The following is a 23,503-nucleotide window of genomic DNA, read 5'->3' as shown; positions in this document are numbered from 1 at the left end:
CCGGACCGACGCCGGGGACCTGATCACCGCGGTGTCCTTCGACACCAGCGGCTCGGGCGTCGGCGATATCCGGCAGGTCAGGCTGGGCGCCTTCGCCGGCGCGATCCCGAGCGTCCCGGAACCGGCGACATGGGCAATGATGATCGCCGGCTTCGGCCTGATCGGTGGCGCGCTCCGCCGGCGGGCAAGGGCCACGCTCCGCTTCGCGTAAACCATCGCACCGCCCGCTCGCTTCCGACTAAGCGGGCGGGCTTTTTCTCTGTCCTACATCTAACCTAATAGGTTATTCGTGCCTCCTGGAAGGAGGCCGTATGGAAAATCACGATACACAGGACCAAGCGCTCGTACCCTGGCACCAGGAGGACGCGGACGATCCGCCCAGCCGTCATGACGCATTCGAAGGCAAGAGGCGCCGGCGATTCCTCGACGCGCTGGCCAAATCCGGCTGTCTGCGCGACGCCGCGCGGGCAGCCGGCGTGTCGCCCACGACCGTCTACAACCATCAGGCGCGCGACGCCGGTTTCGCCCGCCACTGCCGAACGGCGCTCGACATGGCAGGCAGCGATATCGAGCTTCATGCCTGGGAACGCGGCGTCGTCGGCGTCGAGGAGGAGGTGATCGCCTATGGCAAGGTGGTCGGCACCCGGATCAGGCGGTCGGACATGATCCTGAAGCTGTTGCTGCAGGGCAGCAAGCCGAAGAAATACGGCCCCCGCCCCGGCTTCACCCGCAAACGGCTGGCCAAGGCCTATCGCGAAGAGATCGAGCGCGAGGTGCGCGAGGAATGGCGCCAGCTCGACAAGCAGCAGGTCGACCGCGGCATCGACGAACTCGCCGACAAGATCGAGAAGTTCCACGAACGGGCCGACCGCAGGAAGATCGAGGCCGGCTGGGTCCGCTATGGCGGCGGCTGGATCCCGCCCGGCTGGGAATGGACCGGCGAAGGCGATCCGCCCGTCCTGGACGACCCGGACGCCGAAAATTTTCTGGAATCCATGTGAATGTCACCAAACTCGTCCGGATCGTCCATGTCGTCCGGGTCGCTGGCGGGAGGTGCATTCAAACCACCCCGCTCGTCCCGAGCGAAGTCGAGGGGCGCTGCCCCGAACTCCGCGCCTGCGCCCCTCGACTGCGCTCGGGACGAGCGATGGAAGCGGTCGGATCGCAAACCGCTAACGGACCACGATTCCCCTCACCCCGCGTGGGCGGCGATCCAGTCCTCGACGACGGGCGCGATCCGGTCGCGCCATTTGCTGCCGTTGAAAATGCCGTAATGGCCGACGCCCTTGGCGAGGAGGTATTTCTTCTCCGCCTTGGGCAGGCTGGTGGCCAGCGTCAGCGCCGCCTTGGTCTGGCCGATGCCGGAAATATCGTCGCGTTCGCCTTCGATCGCGAGCAAGCCGATGTCGGTGATCGCGCCCGGATCGACCCGGACGCCCCGGTGCACCCACTCGCCCTTCGGCAGCGCGTGACGCTGGAACACCAGCTCGACCGTTTCCAGGTAGAACTCCGCCGTCATGTCGCAGACCGAGCGATATTCGTCATAGAATTCCTTGGTCCGGTCCGCGCTCTCGCCGTCGCCCTGGACGAGATGCTTGAACATCTCCCAGTGGCTCATCAGGTGGTCGCCCAGGTTCATCGACATGAAGCCGGCGAGCTGCAGGAAGCCGGGATAGACCTTTCGCCCGGCACCCGGATAAGTGAACGGGATCGTCGCGATCACGTTCTGCTGGAACCAGGCGAGCGGCCGCTGCGTCGCGAGCGTGTTGACCGCGGTCGGCGCCTCGCGCGTGTCGATCGGGCCGCCCATCATCGTCAGCGTCTTCGGCCGGCACGGGTGCTTGTTCGCGGCCATCAGCGCGGCCGCCGCATAGCAGGGCACGGACGGCTGGCAGACCGCCAGCACATGCGCGCCGGGCCCGATCGCCTCCAGAAATTCGATCAGGTAATCGACATAATCCTCAAGATCGAAGCTGCCTTCCTCCAGCGGCACCAATTTCGCGTCGCGCCAGTCGGTGATGTAGACGTCGTGGCGCGGCAGCATCCGCTCGACGGTGCCGCGCAGCAGCGTCGCATAATGGCCGGACATCGGCGCGACGATCAGCAGCTTCTGCCCGTCCTCGACGCCTTCGCGGCGAAAGCGCTTCAGCTGGCCGAACGGCTTGCGGAGAACGATCTCCTCCTCGACCACGACCTTGCGGCCATCGACGGTGGTGGAATGCAGCCCGAATTCCGGCTTGCCGCGCGGTGCGGCGGCGTGGGCGAACACTTCGAGGGCGGAAGCGACCAGCGGACCGCCGCCGAAATAGGCCATCGGGTTGGCGGGATTGGAGAGGAACTCGGCGCCTGCATTGGCAAACGCGCTGGCCCCTGCGAGCAGCGAGCGCTGCCATTCATACGCATCGTAAAGCATCAGCGTCCTTTTATAGCGCCCACCCCTGAACGCCTTATCAACGATTTGGCTCAATCCGCCGCAGGACGCAACGCCGGGGTCCGGGCTATCCCCAGGTTGAGGGCAGCGGACCGCCCTGCTAGTCGCGGCGCATGGCGAACGAAACGGACGCGGAGCCGAAGACCCGCAATCTCTCCAGCCTGTCGATGGTCTGGCGGTTTGCGGCGCGCTATCCCGGCCATATCGCCTGCGCCGCGATCGCGCTGGTGGTGGCATCGGGCGCGACCGTTGCCATTCCCTATGGATTCAAGCGCGTGATCGACCGCGGCTTTTCGGGCGGCGGCAATCCGGATGCCGTCTCCACCGCATTCTATTACCTGCTGATGATCGTCGGCGTGCTCGCGCTCGCGACGGCCTTCCGCTTCTATTTCGTCTCCTGGCTCGGCGAGCGCGTGGTCGGCGACATCCGCAAGGCGGTGCATGCGAACCTGGTGACGCTGGCGCCGCGCTTCTTCGAGGAGAACCGCCCGTCGGAGATCGCGTCGCGGATGACCTCCGACACCTCGGTGATCGAGCAGATCGTCGGCTCGACCGTCTCGGTCGCGCTGCGCAACCTGTTCACGGGAGTGGGCGGCGTCGTCTATCTGTTCGTGCTGTCGCCCAAGCTCGCCGGATCGCTGATGATCGGCATTCCGCTGGTGGTCGTGCCGATCGCGGTGCTGGGGCGCAAGGTCCGCAATTTCTCCCGCACCAGCCAGGACCGGATCGCCGATGTCGGCGCGATCGTCGCCGAGACGCTGGGCGCGATGAAGATCGTCCAGGCGTTCGGCCAGGAAGCGCGCGAGCGCGGGCGCTTCGCGACGGCGGTGGAGGCGGCGTTCGGCATTGCCAAGCGCCGCATTTTCATCCGCGCGATCATGACCGCGGTGGTGATCGCGCTGATTTTCGGCTCCGTCACTCTGGTGCTGAAGGAAGGGGTGACCGATGTCGCCGCGGGACGGCTCAGCGGCGGATCGATCGCGGCATTCGTGCTGACCGGCGGACTCGTCGCCGGCGCGTTCGGAGCGTTGACGGAGGTCTATGGCGACCTGCTGCGCGGCGCCGGCGCCGCCGGCCGGCTGTCGGAGCTGCTCGCCGAGCGGCCGGAGATCACTGCGCCGGCCCACCCTGTCCCGCTGCCGGAGCCGGCGCGGGGGCGGCTGAGCTTCGAGCATGTCACGTTCCGCTACCCCACGCGGCCGGACACCAGCGCGCTGCACGACTTTTCGCTCGACGTGGCGCCCGGCGAAACGGTCGCGGTCGTCGGCCCGTCCGGCGCCGGCAAGTCGACGCTGATCCAGCTCGCGCAGCGTTTCTACGACCCGCAGTCGGGATCGGTGCGGCTCGACGGGGTCGACCTGCGCGAGGCGGACCCGGCGGAGATACGCGCGCGGCTGGCGATGGTGCCGCAGGAAACGGTGATCTTCGCCGCCTCGGCGCGCGACAATCTGCGCTACGGCCGCTGGGATGCGTCGGACGCGGAGCTGTGGGCGGCGGCCGAAGCTGCCAATGCCGCAGCCTTTCTGAACGCGCTGCCGGAGGGGCTGGACACCTATCTGGGCGAAGGGGGCGCGCGGCTGTCGGGCGGACAGCGGCAGCGCGTCGCGATCGCCAGGGCGATCCTGCGCGACTCGCCGATCCTGCTGCTGGACGAGGCGACCAGCGCGCTCGACGCGGAGTCGGAACGGCTGGTGCAGGATGCGCTGGAGCGGCTGATGGCGAACCGCACCACGATCGTGATCGCTCACCGGCTCGCCACCGTCCGCGCCGCCGACCGCATCGTCGTGATGGACGAAGGGCGCATCGTCGAGGCCGGCAATCACGATTCGCTGAATGCTGCCGGCGGCCTCTACGCCCGGCTGGCGCGGCTGCAGTTCGAAGGTCTGGCGGCATAGATTCTCCGCAAGCCGCGGAAACCGCTCCGAACCTGGATCGTTACACCCCGCACGCGCGTCACCGCGCTTGGGCACGGGGCTTTGAAGCGGGCGGCCTTCCCGTTCGCAACGAGGAGACGGTTATGAAAAGCATCTTGTTGGCTTCGGCGCTGATGATCAGCGGCGTCGCCTTTGCACAGGCCGATCCGCGCGACGCGGGCCAGCCGATCGGTTCGGACGCCACCATGCAGCCGGGCACGACGATGGGCGAGCGCGACACGATGGGGCCGCCGCCGGCCACCTCGACGACGACACCGCCGGCGTCCACCACGACCACGGCTCCGATGCCGGATTCGACCATGAGCGACACGATGTCGACCGACACCAGCGCCAGTGCGACGACCAGCACGATGGGCACGTCGGGATCGGGCACCGTGGTTGTGCAGCAGGGCGGCAACATGACGGCGCCGCCGGCATCCACGGGGCCGTATCCGCGCTGCTCGCGCACGATCACCGATCACTGCAAGCAGGACGAGAGCCGCGCCCGCGACGTCAAGCACAGCCCTCGCTAAGGCTTGCGGGCCAGCGCCCAAGTCGAGCAAAGAGCCTCCCGGACCAGCTTCGGGAGGCTCTTTTCGCATGACCATCGATTTCAAGGACCGCGTCGCGATCGTCACCGGGGCCGGCGGCGGTCTGGGCCGCGCCTATGCGCGGGAACTTGCCCGGCGCGGGGCGAAGGTCGTCGTCAACGACCTCGGCGGCGCCCGCGACGGCACCGGCCACAGCGACGCAGCACTGAAAGTGGTCGAGGAGATCGAGGCGGCCGGCGGCGCGGCGATGTCGAACGGCGGCAGCGTAACCGAATATGAGCAGATGGTCGCGATGGTCGCGAAGGCGAAGGAACGCTGGGGCGGCGTCCATATCCTGATCAACAACGCCGGCGTGCTGCGCGACAAGAGCTTCGCGAAGATGGAGCCGGAGGATTTCCGCTTCGTCGTCGACGTCCACCTGAACGGCTCCGCCAACTGCACCAAGGCGGTGTGGGAGACGATGCGCGATCAGGCCTATGGCCGCATCCTGATGACGGCAAGCTCGACCGGCCTCTACGGCAATTTCGGCCAGGCCAATTACGGCGCCGCAAAGCTAGGCCTCGCCGGCCTGACCAAGACGCTGAGTCTCGAGGGTTCCAAATACAACATCCACGTCAACACGATCGCGCCGGTCGCGGGCACGCGAATGACGGAAGACCTGTTCCCGCCCGAAGCCTTCAAGGCATTCTCGCCCGAAAATGTCGTGCCCGCCGCGCTGTTCCTGGTCAGCGAGGACGCGCCGTCGAACATGATCGTCGGCGCCGGCGCAGGTGCCTATCACGCCGCCTATGTGACGATGACGCCCGGCGTGCTGTTGCCCGAGGCCGAGCGCACGCCCGAAGGCATCGCTGCGCACTGGGCCGAGATCACCGACCGCACCGGCGAGACGGTGCCGCAATCGGGCGGCGAGCAATCGATGGCGATCCTGAAGCTGCTGCAGGGCGGATAACCACTGTATTGCTACACCAATACAGTGGTGCTATTCTCCTCGCCGGGAGGACTGCCGATGTACAGCGATACGGATATCGAACGCGCCGTCGCCGCAGGAGCGATTTCGGCGGACGCGGCGGGAGCTTTGCGGCGCTATCTTGCCGATCAGGGCGTCACGCCGGTGGTGGACGAAGAGCAATTCCGGCTGCTCAGCGGGTTCAACGACATTTTCGTGGCGATCGCGAGCGTGCTGCTGCTGGTCGCGCTCGCCTGGATCGGCGACACCGTCGGGCCGAAGCTGGGCCATGATGGCCCGTCGCTCACCTCGGGCCTGTTCGTCGCGGCGGCGGCCTGGGGACTCGCCGAGTTCTTCACCCGCCAGCGGCGAATGGCTTTGCCCAGCATCATCCTGCTGCTCGCCTTCACGGGCGGCGCTTTCGTGACCGCCTTCGTGGCGATCGCGCTACCGATCGGCGACGGCGCATTCGAGGGCAGCGACGGCCGCATCGGAGCCCTTGTCGCAGCGGCAGCGGCAGCGATCGCCGCCGGCGCGACCTGGCTACACTGGCGCCGGTTCCACGTACCGATCACGATCGCGGCAGGCGCCGCCGCCGTTGCCGGCATCGTGATGGCGCTGATCGCCTTCGCCGCCGGCGAAACGCCGCTGCTGCGGAGCGCGATGCTGACCGGCGCTTTCCTGCTCGGCATCGGCGTGTTCGGTTTTGCGATGCGCTGGGACGCGTCGGACCGCGAACGCAAGACGCGCCGCGCCGACGTCGCCTTCTGGCTGCACCTGCTGGCCGCGCCGCTGATCGTGCATCCGGTGTTCCAGGCGCTGGGCGTGCTCGACAACCGCGTGTCGATGGGCAGCGCGATCGTCGTGGTGCTGCTCTACGTTCTGCTTGCCGGGCTCGCGCTGGTGATCGACCGCCGCGCGCTTATGGTCTCTGCGCTGGCCTATGTGCTCTATGCGCTGAGCGCATTGTTCCGGGAGCTCGGCGCCGTCGGACTCAACGTCGCGCTGACCGCGCTGGTGATCGGATCGGCGCTGCTGCTGCTCTCCGCCTATTGGCACACGGTGCGGGCGGCGATCGTCGAGCGGCTGCCGGAGGGGCTGCGCGAGAAGCTGCCGCCGGCGCATGAGGTCGCGGTGGGACAGGCGGTTTCCGCCTGACCTTCCCGCTCGTCCCGAGCGGAAGCCGAAGGCTGAAGTCGAGGGGCGTTGGTTCAGAGCCAGCGCCCTTCGACTACGCGTTTCGCGCTTCGCTCAGGACGAGCGACCGTTCAATTCTGCACCAGCTTCAGCAATCGTCGCTCGATCGGTGCCAGCACCGGCCCGAGTTCGTGGCCGCGCTTCAGCACAGTCCCGCCTTCGCCGATCAGCGCCCATTGGCCCTGGCGGAGACGCAAGGCGGGGCGTTTCTCGATCCGGAACTCGGGCCGCTCCGCGGTGCGGCGGAAGCCGCTGAACACGGCGGCGTCGCGCCCGAGATCGATCGCATAGTCGCGCCACAGGCCCGCCGCGACCATCCGGCCGTAAAGATCGAGGATGCGCATCAGCTCGGGCCGGTCGAAGCCGACCTGCCCGCCCCAGCGCTGCGCTACTGGAAAAGGGTGGATGTTGCTCATCCGAAGAGGTCTTGCCGCTCCGTCGTCTGCTTGCGCTCGGCCAGCAGCGCGTCGATCCTGGCCTGGAGCCGGTCGATCTCCGCCTTCATGCCTTCCAGCCGCTGGCCGGCCGGGTCGCACAGATCGGAACACACCGTCCCGTAGGGGATGAAGTCTTTCTGATACTGCTCGGCATCCATCAGCGTCGGCTTGGCCGGGATGCCGACCATCACCGCGCCGTCGGGCACATCCTTGGTCACCACCGCATTGGCGCCGATGCGGGCGCCCTTGCTGACCGTGATCGGCCCCAGCACCTGCGCGCCCGAACCGACGATCACGCCGTCCTCCAGCGTCGGATGCCGTTTGCCCGCGACGCCGTCGGTCGGGTTGGTGCCGCCCAGCGTCACGCATTGATAGATGGTGACATTGTCGCCGATGTGCGCCGTCTCGCCGATCACGCTGAAGCCATGATCGATGAACAGGTTGCGCCCGATCTTCGCGCCGGGATGGATATCGATCGCGGTCAGCATCCGCGACAGGTGATTGACGAAGCGGGCGAGGAAAAAAAGCTCGCCTTCGAACAGCCAGTGCGCGACGCGGTGCATCGCGACGGCAAGCACGCCCGGATAGAGCAGAATCTCCCAGCGGCTGCGGGGCGCAGGATCGCGGGCGCGAATGGAATCCAGATAAGCGAAAAGCCTGCTCGCCATGCGTTTCCCTCCCTTGGGCGCCATATTTAGGGAAACCCAGGTCCGATTGCCAGTTTATGAACGTTCGGCTTGGCAGCCCCCAAGCGCTTCTGTCTTGCCGGACGGGACCGGCGAGCGCACAGGCGGCTGGCGAATGGTGCGGGAGTGAAACGGATTGAGCCCTTCGGACCTGATCCCGCTGCTCCCGTTCATCGGGATCGGCTTTGCCGCGCAGCTGGTCGACGGCGCGCTGGGGATGGCGTTCGGCGTCATCAACTCGACGCTGCTGATGAGCGCGATGGGCGTGCCGCCCGCGGCCGCATCGGCGAGCGTGCACGCGGTCGAGACCTTCACCAGTGCCGCGTCCGGCATCAGCCACACCTTGCACCGCAATGTCGACTGGAAGCTGTTCCTGCGCCTGATGATCCCCGGCGTGATCGGCGGCGCGATCGGCGCCTATCTGCTCAGCAACATCGACGCGAGCGTCGCGCGGCCGTTCGTGATGGCCTATCTGGCCGCAATCGGCCTCTACCTGCTTTACCGCGCCTGGCATGGCGAGCATGAGCATCGCCCGCCGCGCTTCGTCGAGCCGCTGGGCCTTGCCGGCGGGTTCCTCGACGCGGCGGGAGGCGGCGGCTGGGGGCCGGTCGTCACGTCCAACCTGCTCGTCCAGGGCACCAGCCCACGCAAGACCGTCGGCACCGTCAACACCGCCGAGTTCTTCCTGACGGCGACGATCTCCGCCACTTTCCTGTCTACGCTCGGCTGGGAAGCCTTCACCTGGCAGACGATCGGGATCCTGATCGGCGGCCTCGCCGCGGCGCCGTTCGGAGCCGTGCTGGTCAAGCGCCTGTCCGCGCGCAAGCTGATGGGCTTCGTCGGCGCGCTGCTGGTGATCACCTGCGGCTTTTCGATCTATCAGGCGCTAGCCTAGCGCGCGACGCACGATATCCGCGTAGATCGCCGTCAACGCTTCCAGGTCGGCTATGGCGACCGCCTCATCGAGCTTGTGCATCGTCGCGTTCGGCAAGCCGAATTCGACGACCGGGCAGAGTTTCGACAGGAAACGCGCGTCGGACGTTCCGCCGGTTGTCGAGAGCTCCGGATCCAGGCCGGCCTGCTCGCGTATTGCCGCTGCGACCAGGTCGGAAAAGGCCCCAGGTTCAGTCAGGAACGCTTCCCCGGAGACGCGCGGCGTGACGATCGCGTTCGGCGCCTCCGCCAATACCGCGGCGCGGACCCGCTCCGCCAGATCGTCGCCGCGGTGCAGGTCGTTGAAGCGGATGCTGAGCCGGGCCTTTGCGCGGGCCGGGATTACGTTCGACGCGGGATTGCCGACCTCCAGGTCGGTGACTTCGATGTTCGACGGCTGGAACCAGTCGGTGCCGTCGTCGAGATGGATGGCATCGATGCGGGCAAGCGCGCGGACGAGCTTCGGGATCGGATTGTCGGCGAGCTGCGGATAGGCGACATGCCCCTGCGTTCCGGACACTTCGATCCAGATATTGACGGAACCGCGGCGACCGATCTTGATCGTATCGCCCAGGCGGCGGACCGAGGTCGGTTCCCCGACCAGGCACAGGTCGGGCTTGAACCCCCGCTCGGCCATGCGCTCGATCAGCGCGCGGGTGCCGAAGATCGCCGGCCCTTCCTCGTCGCCGGTCAGGATAAGGCTGATCGTGCCCGTCCGTTGCTCGATGGCGTCCAGCGCGGTGATGAATGCGGCGACCGCGCCTTTCATGTCGACCGCGCCGCGGCCGTAAAGGAGGTCGCCCTTCACCTCCGCCGCGAAAGGATCGGCAGACCAGCCCTCCCCCGGCGGCACCACGTCCAGATGCCCGGCGAAAGCGAAATGGGTGCCGCCCTTCCCGCGCCAGGCGAGCAGGTTCTCGACCGGGCCGTCCGGCGCTTCCCCTGCCGTGAAGCGATCGATCGTAAAGCCCCGCGCCGTCAGCATCGCCTCGACGGCATCGAACACGCTCCCGCGAGCGGGCGTGACGCTGGGGCAGGCGATCAGCTGCCTGGCGAGTTCGACGACGCTCATTTTCTCTCCGTCATTCCGGCGGATGCCGGAATCCACCTTCTTCTTTCCTGTTGAACACGCCAGAAGAAAAGATGGATTCCGGCCTTGACCTTCGGTCACTTCGTTCCGCCGGAATGACGCGGAGGGGGTATGCCCAAGCTCGACCTCGACCAAATCCCGCAGACCAATGCGACCGGATACCCGCCCGAATATGCCGGCGCGGTGCAGGGCCGCTGGTACCGCAAGCTGATGGGCCCGACCGGCCTCACCGATTTCGGCGCGAGTCATGTGGTGCTGAAGCCCGGCGCCTGGTCGTCGCAACGTCACTGGCACGAAGGTGAGGATGAGCTCGTCGTGATGCTGGATGGCGAAGCGACCCTGGTCGACGATCATGGCCGGACGCCGATGCGCGCGGGCGACATTGCCGTCTTCATCAAGAATGACGGCAATGGCCATGTGCTGATCAACGAGAGCGGACGCGATTGCACGCTGCTCGCGATCGGCAGGCTTGCACTGTCCGACTGCCACTATCCTGATATCGACATGCACCTGTTCGCCGGGGCCGGGCGCCAGAAGCGCAAGGACGGCAGCGACTTCGAGGAGACGAAATGAAACGCGCGTTGCTCTGCCTGGCCCTGGTCGCCACCGCCCTTCCCGCCAGGACACCGGCGCCGGACGTGCGCAGCTGGCGGCAGGCGCATGAGCGGCAGGTGCTTGATGACTTTGCCAAGCTGGTCGCGATGCCGAACGTCGCTACCACGCTGGCCGATGTCGATCGCAACGCAGCCTATCTCTCGCAGCAGCTCGAATCGCGGGGTTTCACGACCAGGCTGCTGCGCGCCAGCGAAGACACGCCCGCGACCGTCTATGGCGAGCGAAGCACGCCGGGCGCGAAGCGGACCGTGCTGTTCTACGCCCATTATGACGGGCAGCCGGTCGGGCAGAAGGGCTGGACCAGCAAGCCATTCGAGCCTGTCGTGCGCGCGGGCGACCGCATCGTGGACTGGCGCAGTACCTCGGGGCCGATCGATCCCGACTGGCGAATCTACGGGCGCGGCACCGGCGACGACAAGGCGTCGGTGCAGGCGATGCTGAGCGCATTGGACGCACTGAAAGCACGCGGGATCAAGCCCAACGTCAACATCAAGATCATCTGGGAAGGCGAGGAGGAACAGGGTTCGCCGCATTTGGCCGAGATCGTCCGCGCCAATCGCGAGCTGCTGAAGGCCGACCTGCTGATCATGGGTGACGGCCCGATGCACCAGTCCGGCAAGCAGATGATCAATTTCGGCAATCGCGGCATCACAGGCGTGCGGCTGACCGTCTATGGCGCCAACCGGCCGCTGCACGACGGCCATTACGGCAGCTGGGTGCCGAGCCCATCGGTGATGATGGCGCGGCTGCTCGCCTCGATGCGGGATGACACCGGGCAGATTCTGATCCCCGGCATCTATGACGATGTGGCGCCGGCGAGCGCCGCGGACCGGGACGCGCTGGCCGCGCTGCCGCCGATCGAGGACGATCTGCGCCGTCAATTCGCGATCGGCCGCACGCTCACCGACCGGCTGGCGGACGGCTATCTTCAGCCAACGCTGAACGTCCGCGCGATCCATGTCGGCGACGAAGGGCCGAACGCGGCCAATGCCGTTGCGACCGAAGCCAGCGCATCGCTGGATATCCGGCTGGTGCCGGACCAGAAACCGGCGCGCGTCCAGGAACAGGTCGAGCGCTTTCTGACCGGCCTGGGCTGGTTTGTCGTCCACGACACGCCCGACGCCGCCACGCGGCTTGCGCATCCGAAAGTGATTCGCGTCGATTGGGACGAAGGGAGTTCGGAAGCGATCAAGACGGCGCTGGACAGCCCGGCGGGACTGGCGGTTGCGCAGTCGATCGGCCGCACCGTCGGCTATCCGGTCCTGAAGCTGCCGATCAGCGGCGGCAGTTCCGGCATCGCCGATGTGGTGAACGCGCTTCAGGTGCCGATGGTCGGCGTCAGCATCGCCAATTTCGACGACAACCAACATGCGCAGAACGAGAATCTGCGGATCGGCAATCTGTGGGACGGGATCGAGGTTTATGCCGGGCTGCTGGCCGACATGAGCTGGTGATCAGGCGACCGGCTGCTCGAACTGCTCGATCGTCCAGCTCTCGTCCTGCGCTTCCTCGATCCACTGGCGGACGTGCGGGTGCGTGAACAGCGCCTCGACATAGGTCGCCGCAAAGCCCGGCAGCGGCACTGAATAGGTGACGAACCGGGTCGCGACCGGCGCGAACATGATATCGGCCGCGGTGAAGCGGTCGAACAGGAACTTGCCGGTCCCGCCATAGCGCGCGCGGGCCTGCGCCCAGAGACCCAGGATACGCCCGATCTCCTGCACCACCTCGCCGGGCCACGGCCGCGGCGGATATTGGCGGCGCACGTTGAAACCCAGCTCGCGGCGCAGATTGGGGTAGCTCGAATGCATCTCGGCGGCCATCGAGCGCGCCATAGCGCGTGCGCCTTCGTCCTCCGGCCAGAAGACGTCGCGGCCGACCTTGTCTGCCAGCCAGTCGACGATCGCCAGCGAATCCCAGACGACGATATCGCCGTCCCACAGAATCGGCACCTTGCCCTGGCTGGGCGCGAATTCGTCGCCCTGGCGCCTGCGGTTCCAGTCCTCGTCGTAAAGCGGGACGGTCACTTCCTCGAACGCCAGGCCCGATTGCTTGACCGCCAGCCAGCCGCGCATCGACCAGCTGGAATACGCCTTGTTGCCGATGAAGAGCTTCAACATGCGCGGCGTCCTAAAGGTCACGCTTACGCACCTCAACCGTCATTGCGAGCGGAGCGAAGCAATCCAGCGCGGACAACCGGCAGGCGGATTGCTTCGTCGCTACGCTCCTCGCAATGACGGCTAGGCGGTGACCGCCTCCAGCACCGCCGCACGCAGCTCCGGAATGCCCATGCCCTTCTCGCTCGACGTGGCGATCACGTCCGGATGGGCGGCCGGGTGTTTGCGCGCTTCGTCGGCGGTCTTCTGCCGGACGGCGACGAGCTCGGTTGCCTTCACCTTGTCCGCCTTGGTGAGGACCAGCCGGTAGGAGACGGCGGCCCTGTCGAGCATTTCCATCAGCTCGCGGTCGACATCCTTCAGGCCGTGGCGGCTGTCGACCAGCACCAGCACGCGCTTCAGCACGGCACGGCCGCGCAGGAAATCGTTCACCAGATATTTCCAGCGGCGCATCAGGTCCTTCGGCGCCTTGGCGAAGCCATAGCCGGGCATGTCGACCAGCCGCAGCTGCAGCGGATCGCCGACGTCGAAGAAATTGAGTTCCTGCGTCCGCCCCGGCGTGTTCGACGTCCGCGCGAGACCGTTGCGGCCGGTCAGCGCGTTCAGCAGCGACGATTTGCCGACATTCGAGCGGCCGGCGAACGCGACTTCCGGCACCTCCGGATCGGGCAGGAATTTGAGCTCCGGCGCCGACTTCAGGAACGCGATCGGCCCCGCGAACAGCTTCCGGGCCGCTTCGATCAAGTCGCCGTTCGTATCGAGCGAAGTCGAAATACGCTTCTCGACTTCGCTCGAAGCAAACGGGGTTGGGGTCTCGTCACTCACGTCGTGGCGGTGCCTGGCGCATTCTTCAGCGCCGGATAGCGGCTGTACAGCCACTTCTGCTGCGCGATCGCGAGCAGGTTCGAGACCGTCCAGTAAAGCTGCAGGCCGGCCGCGAACGGCGCCATGATGAACATGAACACCCAGGGCATGATCGAGAAGACCTGCTGCTGCACCGGATCCATCTGCGCCGGGTTGAGCTTGAACTGGATGTACATGGTGATGCCCAGCAGGATCGGCAGCACGCCGAGCGCCAGGAAATGCGGCGGCGTGAAGTTCAGATAGCCGAACAGGTTGATCACGGTCGCCGGATCGGGCGCGGACAGGTCCTTGATCCACAGGACGAAGGGCTGGTGCCGCATCTCGATCGTCAGCATCAGCACCTTGTAGAGCGCGTAGAAGATCGGGATCTGCAGCACGATCGGCAGGCAGCCGGCGAGCGGGTTCACTTTCTCGCGCTTGTAGAGCTCCAGCATTTCCTGCTGCAGCTTCACCTTGTCGTCCTTGTGCCGCTCCTGCAGTGCCTTCACCTTGGGCTGCAGCACGCGCATCGCCGCCATCGACGCGAACTGGCGCTGCGCGATCGGGAACATCAGTCCGCGCACGATCAGCGTCAGCAGGATGATCGCGACGCCGAAATTGCCGACCGCCTTGAACAGCGTGTCGAGCAGCCAGAAGATCGGCCGCTCGAAGAAGCTGAACCAGCCCCAGTCGATCGCCTTGTCGAAACCGGCGATGTTCAGGTCGTTCTCGTAGTGCTGGAGGACGGACACCTCCTTGGCGCCCGAGAACAGATAGGTCGACCTGCTCACGATCTTGCCCGGCGCGACGATCGTCTGGTCGCCGGGCGTCATTGCGGCGAGATAGAGCTTGTCGCCGATCGCCCGGAAAGAGGCATCGATCCGGGTATTGGGCGCAGGCGCCAGCGCCGTCAGCCAATATTTGTCGGTGAAGCCGAGCCAGCCGCCGGTCGAGGTGAAGCTCTCCCCCTGCGAGCCGGCGCTGTCCAGGTCCTTGAAGTCGATCTTGTAGTTCGCGGTGCCGTCGAACACGCCGATCGGGCCGGTATGCTGGGTCCAGCTGCTCGGGTCCGCAGACACGCCGGTGCGCTTGATCAATGCGAACGGACGCACCGCCACCGGCGCAGCGCCGCCATTGGCGACACTCTGCTCGGCCGTGATCATGTAATTCTGGTCGATCGACAGCTTGATGCGGAAAGTCTGGCCGGTGGGATTGGTCCAGCTGAGCGTGACCGGCTTGCCTGGCGCCAGCAGCTGTCCGTCCGTTTGCCAGACCGTGTCGTTACCCGGCAGCGCCAACGCCTGACCGGCCCAGCCGAATTGCGCATAGATCGCGCCCGGCGCGCCTTCGGGCGACAGCAGCCGCACGGGCGGCGAGTTCTTCGCGATCGATTCGCGGTGGCGCTTCAGCACCAGATCGTCGACGCGTGCGCCCTTCAGGTTGATCGAACCGGCGACGGACGGCGTGTCGATCACGACTCGCGGCGTCTCGCGCAGCACGGCCGCGCGGCTGCGCAGCGCCCGTGGTTTGTCGGCGGTTGCGTCGGCCGTGGGGTTCGGCAGCGGCACCTGCTTGCCGTCGACGACCTTGGTCGCCGGCGGGTTGGCCGTCGGCAGGAAACGGTCCGACAGCGCGCTCCAGCCGAACAACACGATGGCCGAAAGCACGATCGCAAGGATCATGTTGCGCTGATTTTCCAAGAAACTCGCTCCTAAGGTACCGGGTCGTAGCCGTGGCCGCCGAACGGGTGGCAGCGGCACAGGCGTTTAACCGCCAGCCAGCCGCCCCGCGCGGCGCCATAGCGCTCCACTGCCTCGATTGCATAGGCCGAACATGACGGCGTGAAGCGGCACGAGGGCGGCAGAATGGCGGACGGATAGCGCTGCCAGAAACGCGCGGCAGAGATGAGGACGGCCTTCACCGCGCCACCTCCGGCCGGGACAGCTTTCCAAGCGCCTTCGCCAGCTCTGTCCGCAGCAGCGCGAAATCGCGTTCGACGCCGCCGGCGCGGCCGATCAGGACGTGATCGGCGCCAGGCACCCCGCGCTCCGGCAGCAGTTCGGCCGCAAGCGCGCGAAAGCGGCGCTTCATCCGGTTCCGGACGACCGCGCCGCCGATCTTTTTCGTGACGGTGATGCCGTAGCGCATGGCCGGATCGTCGTCGCCGCGCGGGCGGACGAGAAGGACGAAACCGGGCATCGGCGCCCTGCGGCCTGCGTTCGCCGCGAGGAAATCCGCGCGGCGGGTAAGCCTTGTCAGGCCGACAGCGTCTTGCGGCCGCGGCTGCGGCGCGCCGCGATCACCTTGCGGCCGCCCGCCGTCGCCATGCGCGCGCGGAACCCGTGGCGCCGCTTGCGCACCAGGTTGCTCGGCTGAAACGTGCGCTTCATCGCTCATTCCTCAAAAATCTGAACAAAAAGGGCCGCCAAACAAGGGCGGCCGCACTGTTGCCGGGCGGTTACGGAAGGCTGCCGCAAAAGTCAATCGGAAGTCTTGGTCTTCGTTCGGCCGCGCGGCGCCGGCGCGCGGCGCAGCACCTTGTCCGCCAGCCGCCCCTGTTTGGGATAGCGGCGTGCATAGCGGACATAGGCCCGCTTCACCCAATTCGAGTTCTTGAGCAGCAGCGCGGCGCCGCCCGCGAACACGAAGATGCCGCCCGGCCCCGGCAGCGCGCCGACGATCGGGGTCAGCACGATCAGCAGCCAGCCGAGGCTCAGATAGACGATGCGGAGGACGGAATCGGGCGGCGCTTTCACGCCGGCGCAAATGGGACGCCGGGACCGCCCGCGCAAGCGCGATGCTCGACATGAGGTCAAAACTACGTCTATGTGCCTGAACAGGGGGAGGAATCATGGTCGCCATCGTCTCGACGGCAGCCTATCTGGGGCTGGAAGCGCGCGCCGTCGAAGTTCAGGTCCAGCTGACGCCGGGCCTGCCGAAATTCGTCGTCGTCGGCCTGCCAGACAAGATGGTCGCCGAAAGCCGCGAGCGGGTGCGCAGCGCGATCGCCGCGCTGGGCCTGTCGCTGCCGCCCAAGCACATCACCGTGAACCTGTCCCCTGCCGACCTGCCGAAGGAAGGATCGCACTACGACCTGCCGATCGCGCTGGGCCTGCTCGCCGCGATGGGCGTCGTCGATGCGGAGGCGCTCAGCCATTATCTGATCGTCGGCGAGCTGGGGCTGGACGGCCGCGTCGCCTCCTCGCCCGGCGTGTTGCTGGCGGCACTGCACGCCTCGGAGCGTCAGCTGGGCCTGATCTGCCCGGCGGCGCAGGGCGGGGAGGCGGCATGGGCGGGCCAGGTCGAGGTCATCCCGGCGCCCGACCTGTTGTCGTTGCTGAACCATCTGCGCGGAACGGCACTGCTCCCCGCGCCTGCGCCCGGCCTGGCGGACGAGCCGGGCGGCGGGCCATGCCTGTCACAGGTCAAGGGCCAGGAGACCGCCAAGCGCGCGCTGGAGATTGCGGCGGCCGGCGGGCACAATCTGCTGATGATCGGCCCGCCCGGCGCCGGCAAGTCGCTGATGGCCGCATGCCTGCCCGGCATCCTGCCCGAGCTGACCGCGGGCGAAGCGCTCGAGGTCTCGATGGTCGCAAGCGTCGCCGGCGCGCTGGAGGGAGGGCGAATCTCGCGCTCGCGGCCCTTTCGGTCGCCCCACCATTCGGCATCGATGGCGGCTTTGGTCGGCGGCGGCATTCGCGCCAAGCCGGGCGAAGTCAGCCTCGCGCATCTGGGCGTGCTGTTTCTGGACGAACTGCCCGAGTTCCAGCGCGTCGTGCTCGATTCGCTGCGCCAGCCGCTCGAGACGGGGAACGTCAGCGTCGCGCGTGCCAATGCGCACGTGACCTTCCCGGCGCGGGTGCAGCTGGTCGCGGCGATGAATCCGTGCCGGTGCGGGCATCTCGGCGACCCTGCCCTCGCCTGCGCCCGCGCGCCGCGCTGCGCCGCCGACTATCAGGCGAAAGTCTCGGGGCCATTGCTCGACCGCATCGACCTGCACGTGGAGGTTTCGGCAGTCAGCGCCGCCGACCTGGTGCTGCCCCCGCCCAGCGAAGGCTCGCCCCAAGTGGCCGAGCGCGTCCGTGCCGCACGCGAGGTGCAGACGAAGCGCTACAACGGCAACGGGGTGCGGACGAACGCCGAAGCCGACGGCGCGATGCTGGAAGCGGTCGCGACGCCCGATGAGCCCGGCCGCAAGCTGCTCGCCCAGGCAGCGGAAGCGATGCGGCTGTCGGCGCGCGGCTATACCCGCATCCAGCGCGTCGCCCGCACCATCGCCGACCTGGCCGGCGCGGAGACGGTCGGCCGCATCCACGTGGCGGAGGCGCTCAGCTATCGAAGGCAGGCGCCGCGGAATTAGCGCGGGATTCGGGGCAGCGCCCCTCGACTTCGCTCGGGACGAGCGGGATTCGGAATAGCTCCCTTGTCGCTCGCGCCGAGCGAGGTCGAGGCGCGTTTGTTCCCTAATTGAGCGCGCTGTGAACGGTCGCAACCGCGGTCATCACTGCGCCGATGCGCGCCGCCGCCTGGATGGCTTCCGCGGTCACCCCGTGCTGCTTGAGCACCTTTTCGTGGCTGTCGATGCACATCCCGCAGCCGTTCTGGGCGGAGACGGCGAGGCTGAACAGCTCGAAATCGGCCTTGTCGATGCCGGGATTGCCGATCACGTTCATGCGCAGCTTTGCCGGCATGGTCCGGTATTCCGGGTTCGAGGCGAGGTGGGTGAAGCGGTAATAGACGTTGTTCATTGCCATCACCGCCGCCGCCGCGCGCGCTGCGTTCGCAGCCTCGGCGCTCAGCTTGCCGTCCACTTCGGCTTCGGCCGCTGCGACGAGCGGGCGATAGCCGGTGCCGTGCGCGGTCGCGAGCAGCAGGCCGTATTTGCGCTGGTCGCCCAGCAGCTGATCATTGAGGATCGAGCTGACGTTCAGCCGCAGATCCTTGGCGAAATCGGGAAGCGTGTCCGCGAATTCCTTGAGGGACATTTTCTGTTCTCCAGACAAAGTTCGGGCGCGAAGTCGTTGAACTCCGCGCCCGATGGAAAGCTTACGCGGCGACCGGCTGCAGGGTTTCTTCGCCCTTGTTCCAGTTGCACGGGCAGAGCTCGTCGGTCTGCAGCGCGTCGAGCACGCGCAGCGTCTCCTGCGGGTTGCGGCCGACGTTCAGGCCGTTGACCGTCACGTGCTGGATGATGTTGTCCGGATCGACGACGAAGGTCGCGCGGAATGCGACATGCTCGTCCTTGTCGAGGATGCCGAGCGCGGAGGCGAGCTTCGCGCCATTGTCTGCGATCCAGGGGAAGTCCGCCTGGGCCAGCTCCGGATCGGACCGGCGCCACGCGAAGTGAACGTGCGCAGTGTCGGTCGAAGCGCCGATCAGCTCGGCATCGCGGTCCGCGAACTCGCCCTTCAGCTGGCCATAGCCGACGATCTCGGTCGGGCAGACGAAGGTGAAGTCCTTCGGCCAATAGAACAGGACCTTCCACTTGCCGTTCGTCTGGGCCAGATCGATGGTCTCGCCGGCGGGGAGCGCGGCAGTGCCCTGCTGGACGGGAAGGGTCAGGTCGGGAAGCTTGTCACCAACGGTAAGCATGACGGTTTTTATCTCCTTTGCGTGAAGCGCGTTGCGGGCACGGTTCATCGCCCCCAGCTCACGCGGGCCGATATAGGTGGTGACAAAGATCGATCAAATAGATTATTCAATCCCTATTGATCGACTGGAGCGATGTTGTGAGCAGCACCTACCTGCCAACGCTCAAGCAGCTGCAATATCTGGTCGCGCTCCACGATTACGGCCATTTCGGACGCGCCGCCGACGCCTGTTTCGTGACCCAATCGACGCTCTCCGCCGGCCTGCGCGAGCTTGAATCGCTGATCGGCATCACGCTGGTCGAACGAACCCGGCGCGTCGTCCGCTTCACGCCCACTGGCGAGAAGATCGCGGCCAAGGCGCGGCGCGTGCTGCGCGAGGCGGACGAGCTGGCCGATCTCGCCCGCACCGCGGGCCAACCCCTCTCCGGCGAAATGCGGATGAGCGTGATCCCGACGATCGCGCCGTTCCTGCTGCCGCGCATCCTGCCTCGCATCCGCAAGGAGCGCCCGGAGCTGAAACTGTATCTGCGCGAGGAGCCGAGCGCGGCGGCCTGCGAGTCGCTGAGCCGCGGCGGCGCCGATTGCGTGCTGCTGGCCCTCCCCTATGCCTGCGGCGACGTCGATTGCGAGATCCTGTTCGACGATCAGCTGATGGTCGCCTTTCCGGAAGCCGATGGCCCGCCGCCCGAGCACGTATCCGCCGACCTGATCGATCCGGAGCGCCTGCTGCTGCTGGAGGACGGACATTGCCTGCGCGACCACGCGCTCGCCGCCTGCAACCGGCCGGAGCTGCGCGCCCATGCGACGATGCTCGGCACGTCGCTGCACACGCTGGTGCAGATGGTCGACAATGGCCTGGGCGTGACGATGCTCCCGGAAATGGCGCTCGACGCCGGCATCCTCGACCACACCCATATCGTCGCGCGGCCTTTGGAAGGCGAGAACACGGCCCGCGAGATCGCTCTGGTCTGGCGGCGGAACAGTCCGCGCGAACGGGATTTCCGCCTGCTCGCCGACCTGCTCAGGAACGCGACGCCTTGAGTTGAAGCTCGATTCCGATCGTCACCCCCGGCCTTGAGCCGGGATCCCGCTTCTTCTTTCAGCTTTCTGCGCAAAGGCAGCGGGACCCCGGCTCAAGGCCGGGGTGACGAGCGATGCGAGTCGCCAACATGATCCCAGCGTTCCGCCGCCGCCTCGTCGCCGGCGCGGGCGTCGACCCAGCTTTCCTGACCCGCGCGAGTCTCCCGCTTCCAGAAGGGCGCGTCGGTCTTCAGTCGGTCGATCAGATAGGCGCAGGCGTCGAGCGCGTCCCGCCGGTGCGCAGCACAGGCAGCGACGAGGACGATGCGCTCGCCCCGGCGCAGCATACCGACGCGGTGGACGATCGCCGCGCCGAGCAGCGACCAGCGGTCCAGCGCCGCCTCGGCCAGCCGGCGCAGCGCTGCTTCGGTCATGCCGGGATAATGTTCGAGCGTCAGCGCCTCGACACCATCGTCGCCCCGGACCAGCCCGACGAAGCTCGCGATCGCGCCGCCGCCAAGGGCTTCCAGCGGGGCCAGCGCCGCCTCGACGGAGAAGTCCTCCTGCTGGACCCGAATGTCGATCATCCGCCCGTCACCGGCGGAAAGAACGCGACTTCGCGCGCGCCCGCGATCGAGGCATCGGGGCCGGCGAATTCCTGATCTACGGCGACGCGGAGTCGCGCCAGGTCGCCAAGCGCCGCGCGATGGCCTTCGCTGCGCCCCGCCAGCCACCCGGCCAGCGCACGGGCGGTCGTCAGTTCGGACGGCGGGTCGACCCTTTCCTCACCCGTCCCGACCTTCTCGCGAACCCAGGCGAAATAGAGAATGGTCAGCACCGTCAGTCCATGTGCTTCAGGCCGACGCGCAGATAATCCCAGCCGGTGATGACGGTCAGCGCCGCGGCCGCCCAGAGCGAGACCTGGCCGACAAGCAGGACCCATGCTTCGTCCGGCCAGGCGCCCGCCAGGATCAGAGCGCCCAGCGAGACCATCTGGAAGGTCGTCTTCCATTTGGCGAGCTTGCTAACCGGCACGGAGACGCTCAGCTGCGCCAGGAACTCGCGCAGGCCGGACACCGCGATTTCGCGCAGCAGGATGATCAGCGCGGGGATCACGTCCCAGCCGTGGATGATCGGGTGATGACCGCCGCCCTCGGTCGAGATCAGCATCACGATCACGGCCGCGACCATGATCTTGTCGGCGATGGGATCGAGGAAAATGCCGAGCTTCGACACCGTCCCCTGTGCGCGGGCCAGATAGCCGTCGAGATAGTCGGTGATGCCGACGATGCAGTAGAGCACGAAGCCGAAGCCGTAACCGACCCGCCAGCCCGGATACCAGAGCAGGAACACCAGGACCGGCACCGCAAAGATGCGCGACAGGGTCAGCAGGTTCGGCAGCGTTAGCATGTCGTCTCCGATGTAGCCGGAAGCGGCCCGAGATCAAATCGGCGGCGAAACCGTCTGCGCGCCCTTGGTGAACACCTTGTTAGAACTTTGACGGGGGTTAAAGTCAGAGGCGACTCGCGTTCGAGTCGCAACGAGGGGGTTATCATGAAGACTGTCTATTCGGGCGCCGCGGCGCTCGCCCTGTGTGCGTCCTCGCCACTTGTGGCTGCGATCAGCGTGGATGGAACGCTCGATGCCGATTACGGCGCCGCGACCGCGACTGTGCTGTACAATCCGGCTGCGCCCACCAGTAATTTCGGCACGCCGACGAACGAAAATCACACCACCAGCTACGACATTTACGGCACGATCCAGGGCGACAATCTCTACGGCTTCTGGCAGGCGACGCCGGACCAGCAGGGCGAAACGAACGCCGGCAATTTCGTCAATCTCTATCTCGACACTGATCCCGACAGCTCGCCAGGATCGGACCTGGGATTCCAGATCACCAGCCAGCGCGCGTTCAAGCCCAGCACGGGCCAGAACGTCGCCGCGACCGATGTCCAGTTCGCGATCGGCACGAACGCGGTCGAGTTCCTGATTCCGCTCGCCTATCTGCGCAACGGCGTGACCGGTCTTTCCGATTTCTCGGAATTCGTAGCACCCGGCGGCCGTTTCACGTTCCGCCTGTCGCAAGCGTTCGGCTATTCGGTCGCGGGCGGCGCCACCTATGGCGATAACCGCCTCGGCAGTTTCGTGATGCCGGGTGCGGTTCCCGAGCCCGCCACCTGGGCGATGATGATTTGCGGTTTCGCGTTTGCCGGTACCGTTGCCCGCCGCCGGCGCGGCACGCTCGCCACCGCCTGAACCCGCCTTCGGACGAGGCGCTCTGCATCGTCGGAGCGCCTTTTCCTTTTCTTGCTGTTCCCGCTCGGCTAGACGCCGGGACCAGCAGCAACGTTACGGCCGACCGCCCCTCATGAAGACTTCGATGCGGCTCCTTGGCCGACGGCGGTTCCTGCCGATCTTTGCGACCCAGTTCCTCGGCGCCTTCAACGACAATCTGTTCAAGACCTCGATGGTGCTGTTCGCGACCTATCAGGTCTATTCGGACCCGAAGGTCGAAACCCAGTTCAATGCGCTGGCGACCGGGCTGTTCATCCTCCCCTTCTTTCTGCTCTCCGCGCTGTCCGGCCAGCTTGCCGACACCCGCGACAAGGCGCGGATCGTGCGCCTCGTCAAATCGGCGGAGATCGCGATCATGCTCGCCGGCGGCGTCGGGCTGCTGTTGCCATCGATCCCGCTGATGCTGGCGGCGGTGCTGGCGATGGGCGTGCATTCGACCTTTTTCGGCCCGATCAAATACGCGATCCTGCCGCAGCATCTGGAGCCGGACGAAGTGCTGGGCGGCACCGGGCTGGTGGAGGCCGGCACCTACATATCGATCCTCGCGGGCACGATCCTTGCCGGCTTCATTACGCCGCAGGAGACGACCGCGATCGTGCTGGGCATCGCGGTGCTCGGCTGGTTCGCCGGCAGGCAGGTGCCGCCGGCACCGCCGCTGCACGAGGAACATGATTTCGACTGGCACATCGTCCGCGCGTCGGTGCGGCTGGTGAATGCGACGATGCACATCCCGCGGCTGTTCCTCGCGATCTGCGCGATCAGCTTCTTCTGGACGATCGGCGCGGTGCTGATCATCGAATTCCCGCCGCTGGTGAAGAACGTGCTGACCTCCAACCAG

The 23,503-nt window shown here is 66.8% G+C and carries 29 protein-coding genes; 13 read left to right on the top strand and 16 right to left on the bottom strand.

What is annotated here, in order from left to right; all coding sequences use genetic code 11:
• Both VFT73_RS04505 and VFT73_RS04500 read left to right on the top strand, forming a co-directional pair.
• A partial coding sequence (locus tag VFT73_RS04505; protein WP_326408970.1) for a PEPxxWA-CTERM sorting domain-containing protein occupies window positions 1-211 on the top strand: 211 nt, incomplete at its 5' end.
• Window positions 212-311: 100 nt separating this feature from the next.
• Entirely contained in the window at window positions 312-1,001 is a 690-nt protein-coding gene (locus VFT73_RS04500; protein WP_326408969.1) for a hypothetical protein, read from the top strand.
• Window positions 1,002-1,192: 191 nt separating this feature from the next.
• Here the strand turns inward: VFT73_RS04500 and VFT73_RS04495 are convergent, their stop codons facing one another.
• On the bottom strand, window positions 1,193-2,413 hold the full coding sequence (locus VFT73_RS04495) for a polyhydroxyalkanoate depolymerase (protein WP_326408968.1): 1,221 nt from the start codon (window positions 2,411-2,413) through the stop codon (window positions 1,193-1,195).
• A 131-nt stretch (window positions 2,414-2,544) separates the two neighbouring features.
• On the opposite strand from VFT73_RS04495, the gene VFT73_RS04490 reads away from it, so the two are divergent.
• From VFT73_RS04490 to VFT73_RS04475, 4 genes are all read left to right on the top strand, one after another.
• On the top strand, window positions 2,545-4,326 hold the full coding sequence (locus tag VFT73_RS04490; protein WP_326408967.1) for an ABC transporter transmembrane domain-containing protein: 1,782 nt from the start codon (window positions 2,545-2,547) through the stop codon (window positions 4,324-4,326).
• A gap of 122 nt (window positions 4,327-4,448) precedes the next feature.
• The gene (locus tag VFT73_RS04485) at window positions 4,449-4,877 is read left to right on the top strand and encodes a hypothetical protein (RefSeq protein WP_326408966.1); all 429 of its coding nucleotides are present in this window, start codon (window positions 4,449-4,451) and stop codon (window positions 4,875-4,877) included.
• A 67-nt stretch (window positions 4,878-4,944) separates the two neighbouring features.
• A complete protein-coding gene (locus tag VFT73_RS04480; RefSeq protein WP_326408965.1) occupies window positions 4,945-5,844 on the top strand; it encodes an SDR family NAD(P)-dependent oxidoreductase in 900 nt (299 codons plus the stop codon).
• 57 nt (window positions 5,845-5,901) lie between these two features.
• Entirely contained in the window at window positions 5,902-6,999 is a 1,098-nt protein-coding gene (locus VFT73_RS04475) for a hypothetical protein (RefSeq protein WP_326408964.1), read from the top strand.
• Between the two features lie 110 nt (window positions 7,000-7,109).
• Here VFT73_RS04475 and VFT73_RS04470 read toward each other — a convergent pair whose 3' ends face one another.
• Together VFT73_RS04470 and epsC are read right to left on the bottom strand one after the other, a co-directional pair.
• Window positions 7,110-7,454: a DUF2794 domain-containing protein gene (locus VFT73_RS04470; RefSeq protein WP_326408963.1), complete on the bottom strand. Its 345-nt coding sequence runs from the start codon at window positions 7,452-7,454 to the stop codon at window positions 7,110-7,112.
• Window positions 7,451-8,143, bottom strand: coding sequence for a serine O-acetyltransferase EpsC (gene epsC, locus VFT73_RS04465; RefSeq protein WP_326408962.1), 693 nt, complete (start codon window positions 8,141-8,143; stop codon window positions 7,451-7,453). The genes VFT73_RS04470 and epsC overlap by 4 nt, the downstream gene beginning before the upstream one ends.
• Before the next feature lie 154 nt (window positions 8,144-8,297).
• On the opposite strand from epsC, the gene VFT73_RS04460 reads away from it, so the two are divergent.
• Window positions 8,298-9,056 (top strand): sulfite exporter TauE/SafE family protein, encoded by a 759-nt coding sequence (locus VFT73_RS04460; protein ID WP_326408961.1) that lies wholly within the window; start codon window positions 8,298-8,300, stop codon window positions 9,054-9,056.
• On the opposite strand, the gene dapE is transcribed toward VFT73_RS04460, so the two are convergent.
• Window positions 9,048-10,166: a succinyl-diaminopimelate desuccinylase gene (dapE, locus tag VFT73_RS04455; RefSeq protein ID WP_326408960.1), complete on the bottom strand. Its 1,119-nt coding sequence runs from the start codon at window positions 10,164-10,166 to the stop codon at window positions 9,048-9,050. The genes VFT73_RS04460 and dapE overlap by 9 nt on opposite strands.
• 129 nt (window positions 10,167-10,295) lie before the next feature.
• On the opposite strand from dapE, the gene VFT73_RS04450 reads away from it, so the two are divergent.
• Together VFT73_RS04450 and VFT73_RS04445 are read left to right on the top strand one after the other, a co-directional pair.
• On the top strand, window positions 10,296-10,757 hold the full coding sequence (locus tag VFT73_RS04450) for a cupin domain-containing protein (RefSeq protein WP_326408959.1): 462 nt from the start codon (window positions 10,296-10,298) through the stop codon (window positions 10,755-10,757).
• Window positions 10,754-12,253 (top strand): M20/M25/M40 family metallo-hydrolase, encoded by a 1,500-nt coding sequence (locus VFT73_RS04445; protein WP_326408958.1) that lies wholly within the window; start codon window positions 10,754-10,756, stop codon window positions 12,251-12,253. The genes VFT73_RS04450 and VFT73_RS04445 overlap by 4 nt, the downstream gene beginning before the upstream one ends.
• Here the strand turns inward: VFT73_RS04445 and VFT73_RS04440 are convergent, their stop codons facing one another.
• The 7 genes from VFT73_RS04440 to VFT73_RS04410 form a co-directional block, all read right to left on the bottom strand.
• A complete protein-coding gene (locus VFT73_RS04440) occupies window positions 12,254-12,919 on the bottom strand; it encodes a glutathione S-transferase family protein (RefSeq protein ID WP_326408957.1) in 666 nt (221 codons plus the stop codon).
• Between the two features lie 120 nt (window positions 12,920-13,039).
• Window positions 13,040-13,660, bottom strand: coding sequence for a ribosome biogenesis GTP-binding protein YihA/YsxC (gene yihA / locus VFT73_RS04435; RefSeq protein WP_326408956.1), 621 nt, complete (start codon window positions 13,658-13,660; stop codon window positions 13,040-13,042).
• A 77-nt stretch (window positions 13,661-13,737) separates the two neighbouring features.
• The gene (yidC, locus tag VFT73_RS04430) at window positions 13,738-15,459 is read right to left on the bottom strand and encodes a membrane protein insertase YidC (RefSeq protein WP_326408955.1); all 1,722 of its coding nucleotides are present in this window, start codon (window positions 15,457-15,459) and stop codon (window positions 13,738-13,740) included.
• An 11-nt stretch (window positions 15,460-15,470) separates the two neighbouring features.
• Window positions 15,471-15,680, bottom strand: coding sequence for a membrane protein insertion efficiency factor YidD (gene yidD / locus VFT73_RS04425; RefSeq protein WP_326408954.1), 210 nt, complete (start codon window positions 15,678-15,680; stop codon window positions 15,471-15,473).
• Window positions 15,677-16,018: a ribonuclease P protein component gene (gene rnpA / locus VFT73_RS04420; protein ID WP_414712786.1), complete on the bottom strand. Its 342-nt coding sequence runs from the start codon at window positions 16,016-16,018 to the stop codon at window positions 15,677-15,679. The genes yidD and rnpA overlap by 4 nt, the downstream gene beginning before the upstream one ends.
• Entirely contained in the window at window positions 16,015-16,149 is a 135-nt protein-coding gene (gene rpmH / locus VFT73_RS04415) for a 50S ribosomal protein L34 (protein WP_326408952.1), read from the bottom strand. The genes rnpA and rpmH overlap by 4 nt, the downstream gene beginning before the upstream one ends.
• 90 nt (window positions 16,150-16,239) lie before the next feature.
• Complete coding sequence (locus VFT73_RS04410) at window positions 16,240-16,515, bottom strand: hypothetical protein (RefSeq protein WP_326408951.1); 276 nt, start codon at window positions 16,513-16,515, stop codon at window positions 16,240-16,242.
• A gap of 95 nt (window positions 16,516-16,610) precedes the next feature.
• Here VFT73_RS04410 and VFT73_RS04405 point away from each other — a divergent pair, with 95 nt between their 5' ends.
• Window positions 16,611-18,119, top strand: a complete 1,509-nt coding sequence (locus VFT73_RS04405; protein ID WP_326408950.1) for a YifB family Mg chelatase-like AAA ATPase — start codon at window positions 16,611-16,613, stop codon at window positions 18,117-18,119.
• A 103-nt stretch (window positions 18,120-18,222) separates the two neighbouring features.
• Here the strand turns inward: VFT73_RS04405 and VFT73_RS04400 are convergent, their stop codons facing one another.
• Window positions 18,223-18,744, bottom strand: a complete 522-nt coding sequence (locus VFT73_RS04400) for a carboxymuconolactone decarboxylase family protein (RefSeq protein ID WP_326408949.1) — start codon at window positions 18,742-18,744, stop codon at window positions 18,223-18,225.
• 61 nt (window positions 18,745-18,805) lie between these two features.
• Entirely contained in the window at window positions 18,806-19,351 is a 546-nt protein-coding gene (locus tag VFT73_RS04395) for a peroxiredoxin (RefSeq protein WP_326408948.1), read from the bottom strand.
• A 137-nt stretch (window positions 19,352-19,488) separates the two neighbouring features.
• Here VFT73_RS04395 and VFT73_RS04390 point away from each other — a divergent pair, with 137 nt between their 5' ends.
• Window positions 19,489-20,391, top strand: a complete 903-nt coding sequence (locus tag VFT73_RS04390; protein ID WP_326408947.1) for a hydrogen peroxide-inducible genes activator — start codon at window positions 19,489-19,491, stop codon at window positions 20,389-20,391.
• Window positions 20,392-20,483: 92 nt separating this feature from the next.
• Here the strand turns inward: VFT73_RS04390 and VFT73_RS04385 are convergent, their stop codons facing one another.
• The 3 genes from VFT73_RS04385 to pgsA are packed head-to-tail and all read right to left on the bottom strand — an operon-like array spanning window position 20,484 to window position 21,780.
• Complete coding sequence (locus VFT73_RS04385; protein WP_326408946.1) at window positions 20,484-20,957, bottom strand: molybdenum cofactor biosynthesis protein MoaE; 474 nt, start codon at window positions 20,955-20,957, stop codon at window positions 20,484-20,486.
• Entirely contained in the window at window positions 20,954-21,208 is a 255-nt protein-coding gene (gene moaD, locus VFT73_RS04380) for a molybdopterin converting factor subunit 1 (RefSeq protein ID WP_326408945.1), read from the bottom strand. The genes VFT73_RS04385 and moaD overlap by 4 nt, the downstream gene beginning before the upstream one ends.
• 2 nt (window positions 21,209-21,210) lie before the next feature.
• Entirely contained in the window at window positions 21,211-21,780 is a 570-nt protein-coding gene (pgsA, locus tag VFT73_RS04375) for a CDP-diacylglycerol--glycerol-3-phosphate 3-phosphatidyltransferase (protein ID WP_326408944.1), read from the bottom strand.
• A 144-nt stretch (window positions 21,781-21,924) separates the two neighbouring features.
• On the opposite strand from pgsA, the gene VFT73_RS04370 reads away from it, so the two are divergent.
• On the top strand, window positions 21,925-22,626 hold the full coding sequence (locus VFT73_RS04370; protein ID WP_326408943.1) for a PEPxxWA-CTERM sorting domain-containing protein: 702 nt from the start codon (window positions 21,925-21,927) through the stop codon (window positions 22,624-22,626).
• 112 nt (window positions 22,627-22,738) lie between these two features.
• Window positions 22,739-23,503, top strand: a 765-nt coding sequence (locus tag VFT73_RS04365) for an MFS transporter (protein ID WP_326408942.1), incomplete at its 3' end; no start/stop codon positions are given.

The sequence above is a fragment of the Sphingomonas sp. genome (assembly GCF_035758555.1).
Lineage (GTDB): Bacteria > Pseudomonadota > Alphaproteobacteria > Sphingomonadales > Sphingomonadaceae > Sphingomonas_B.
This window is presented reverse-complemented; position numbering and strand designations above follow the sequence as displayed.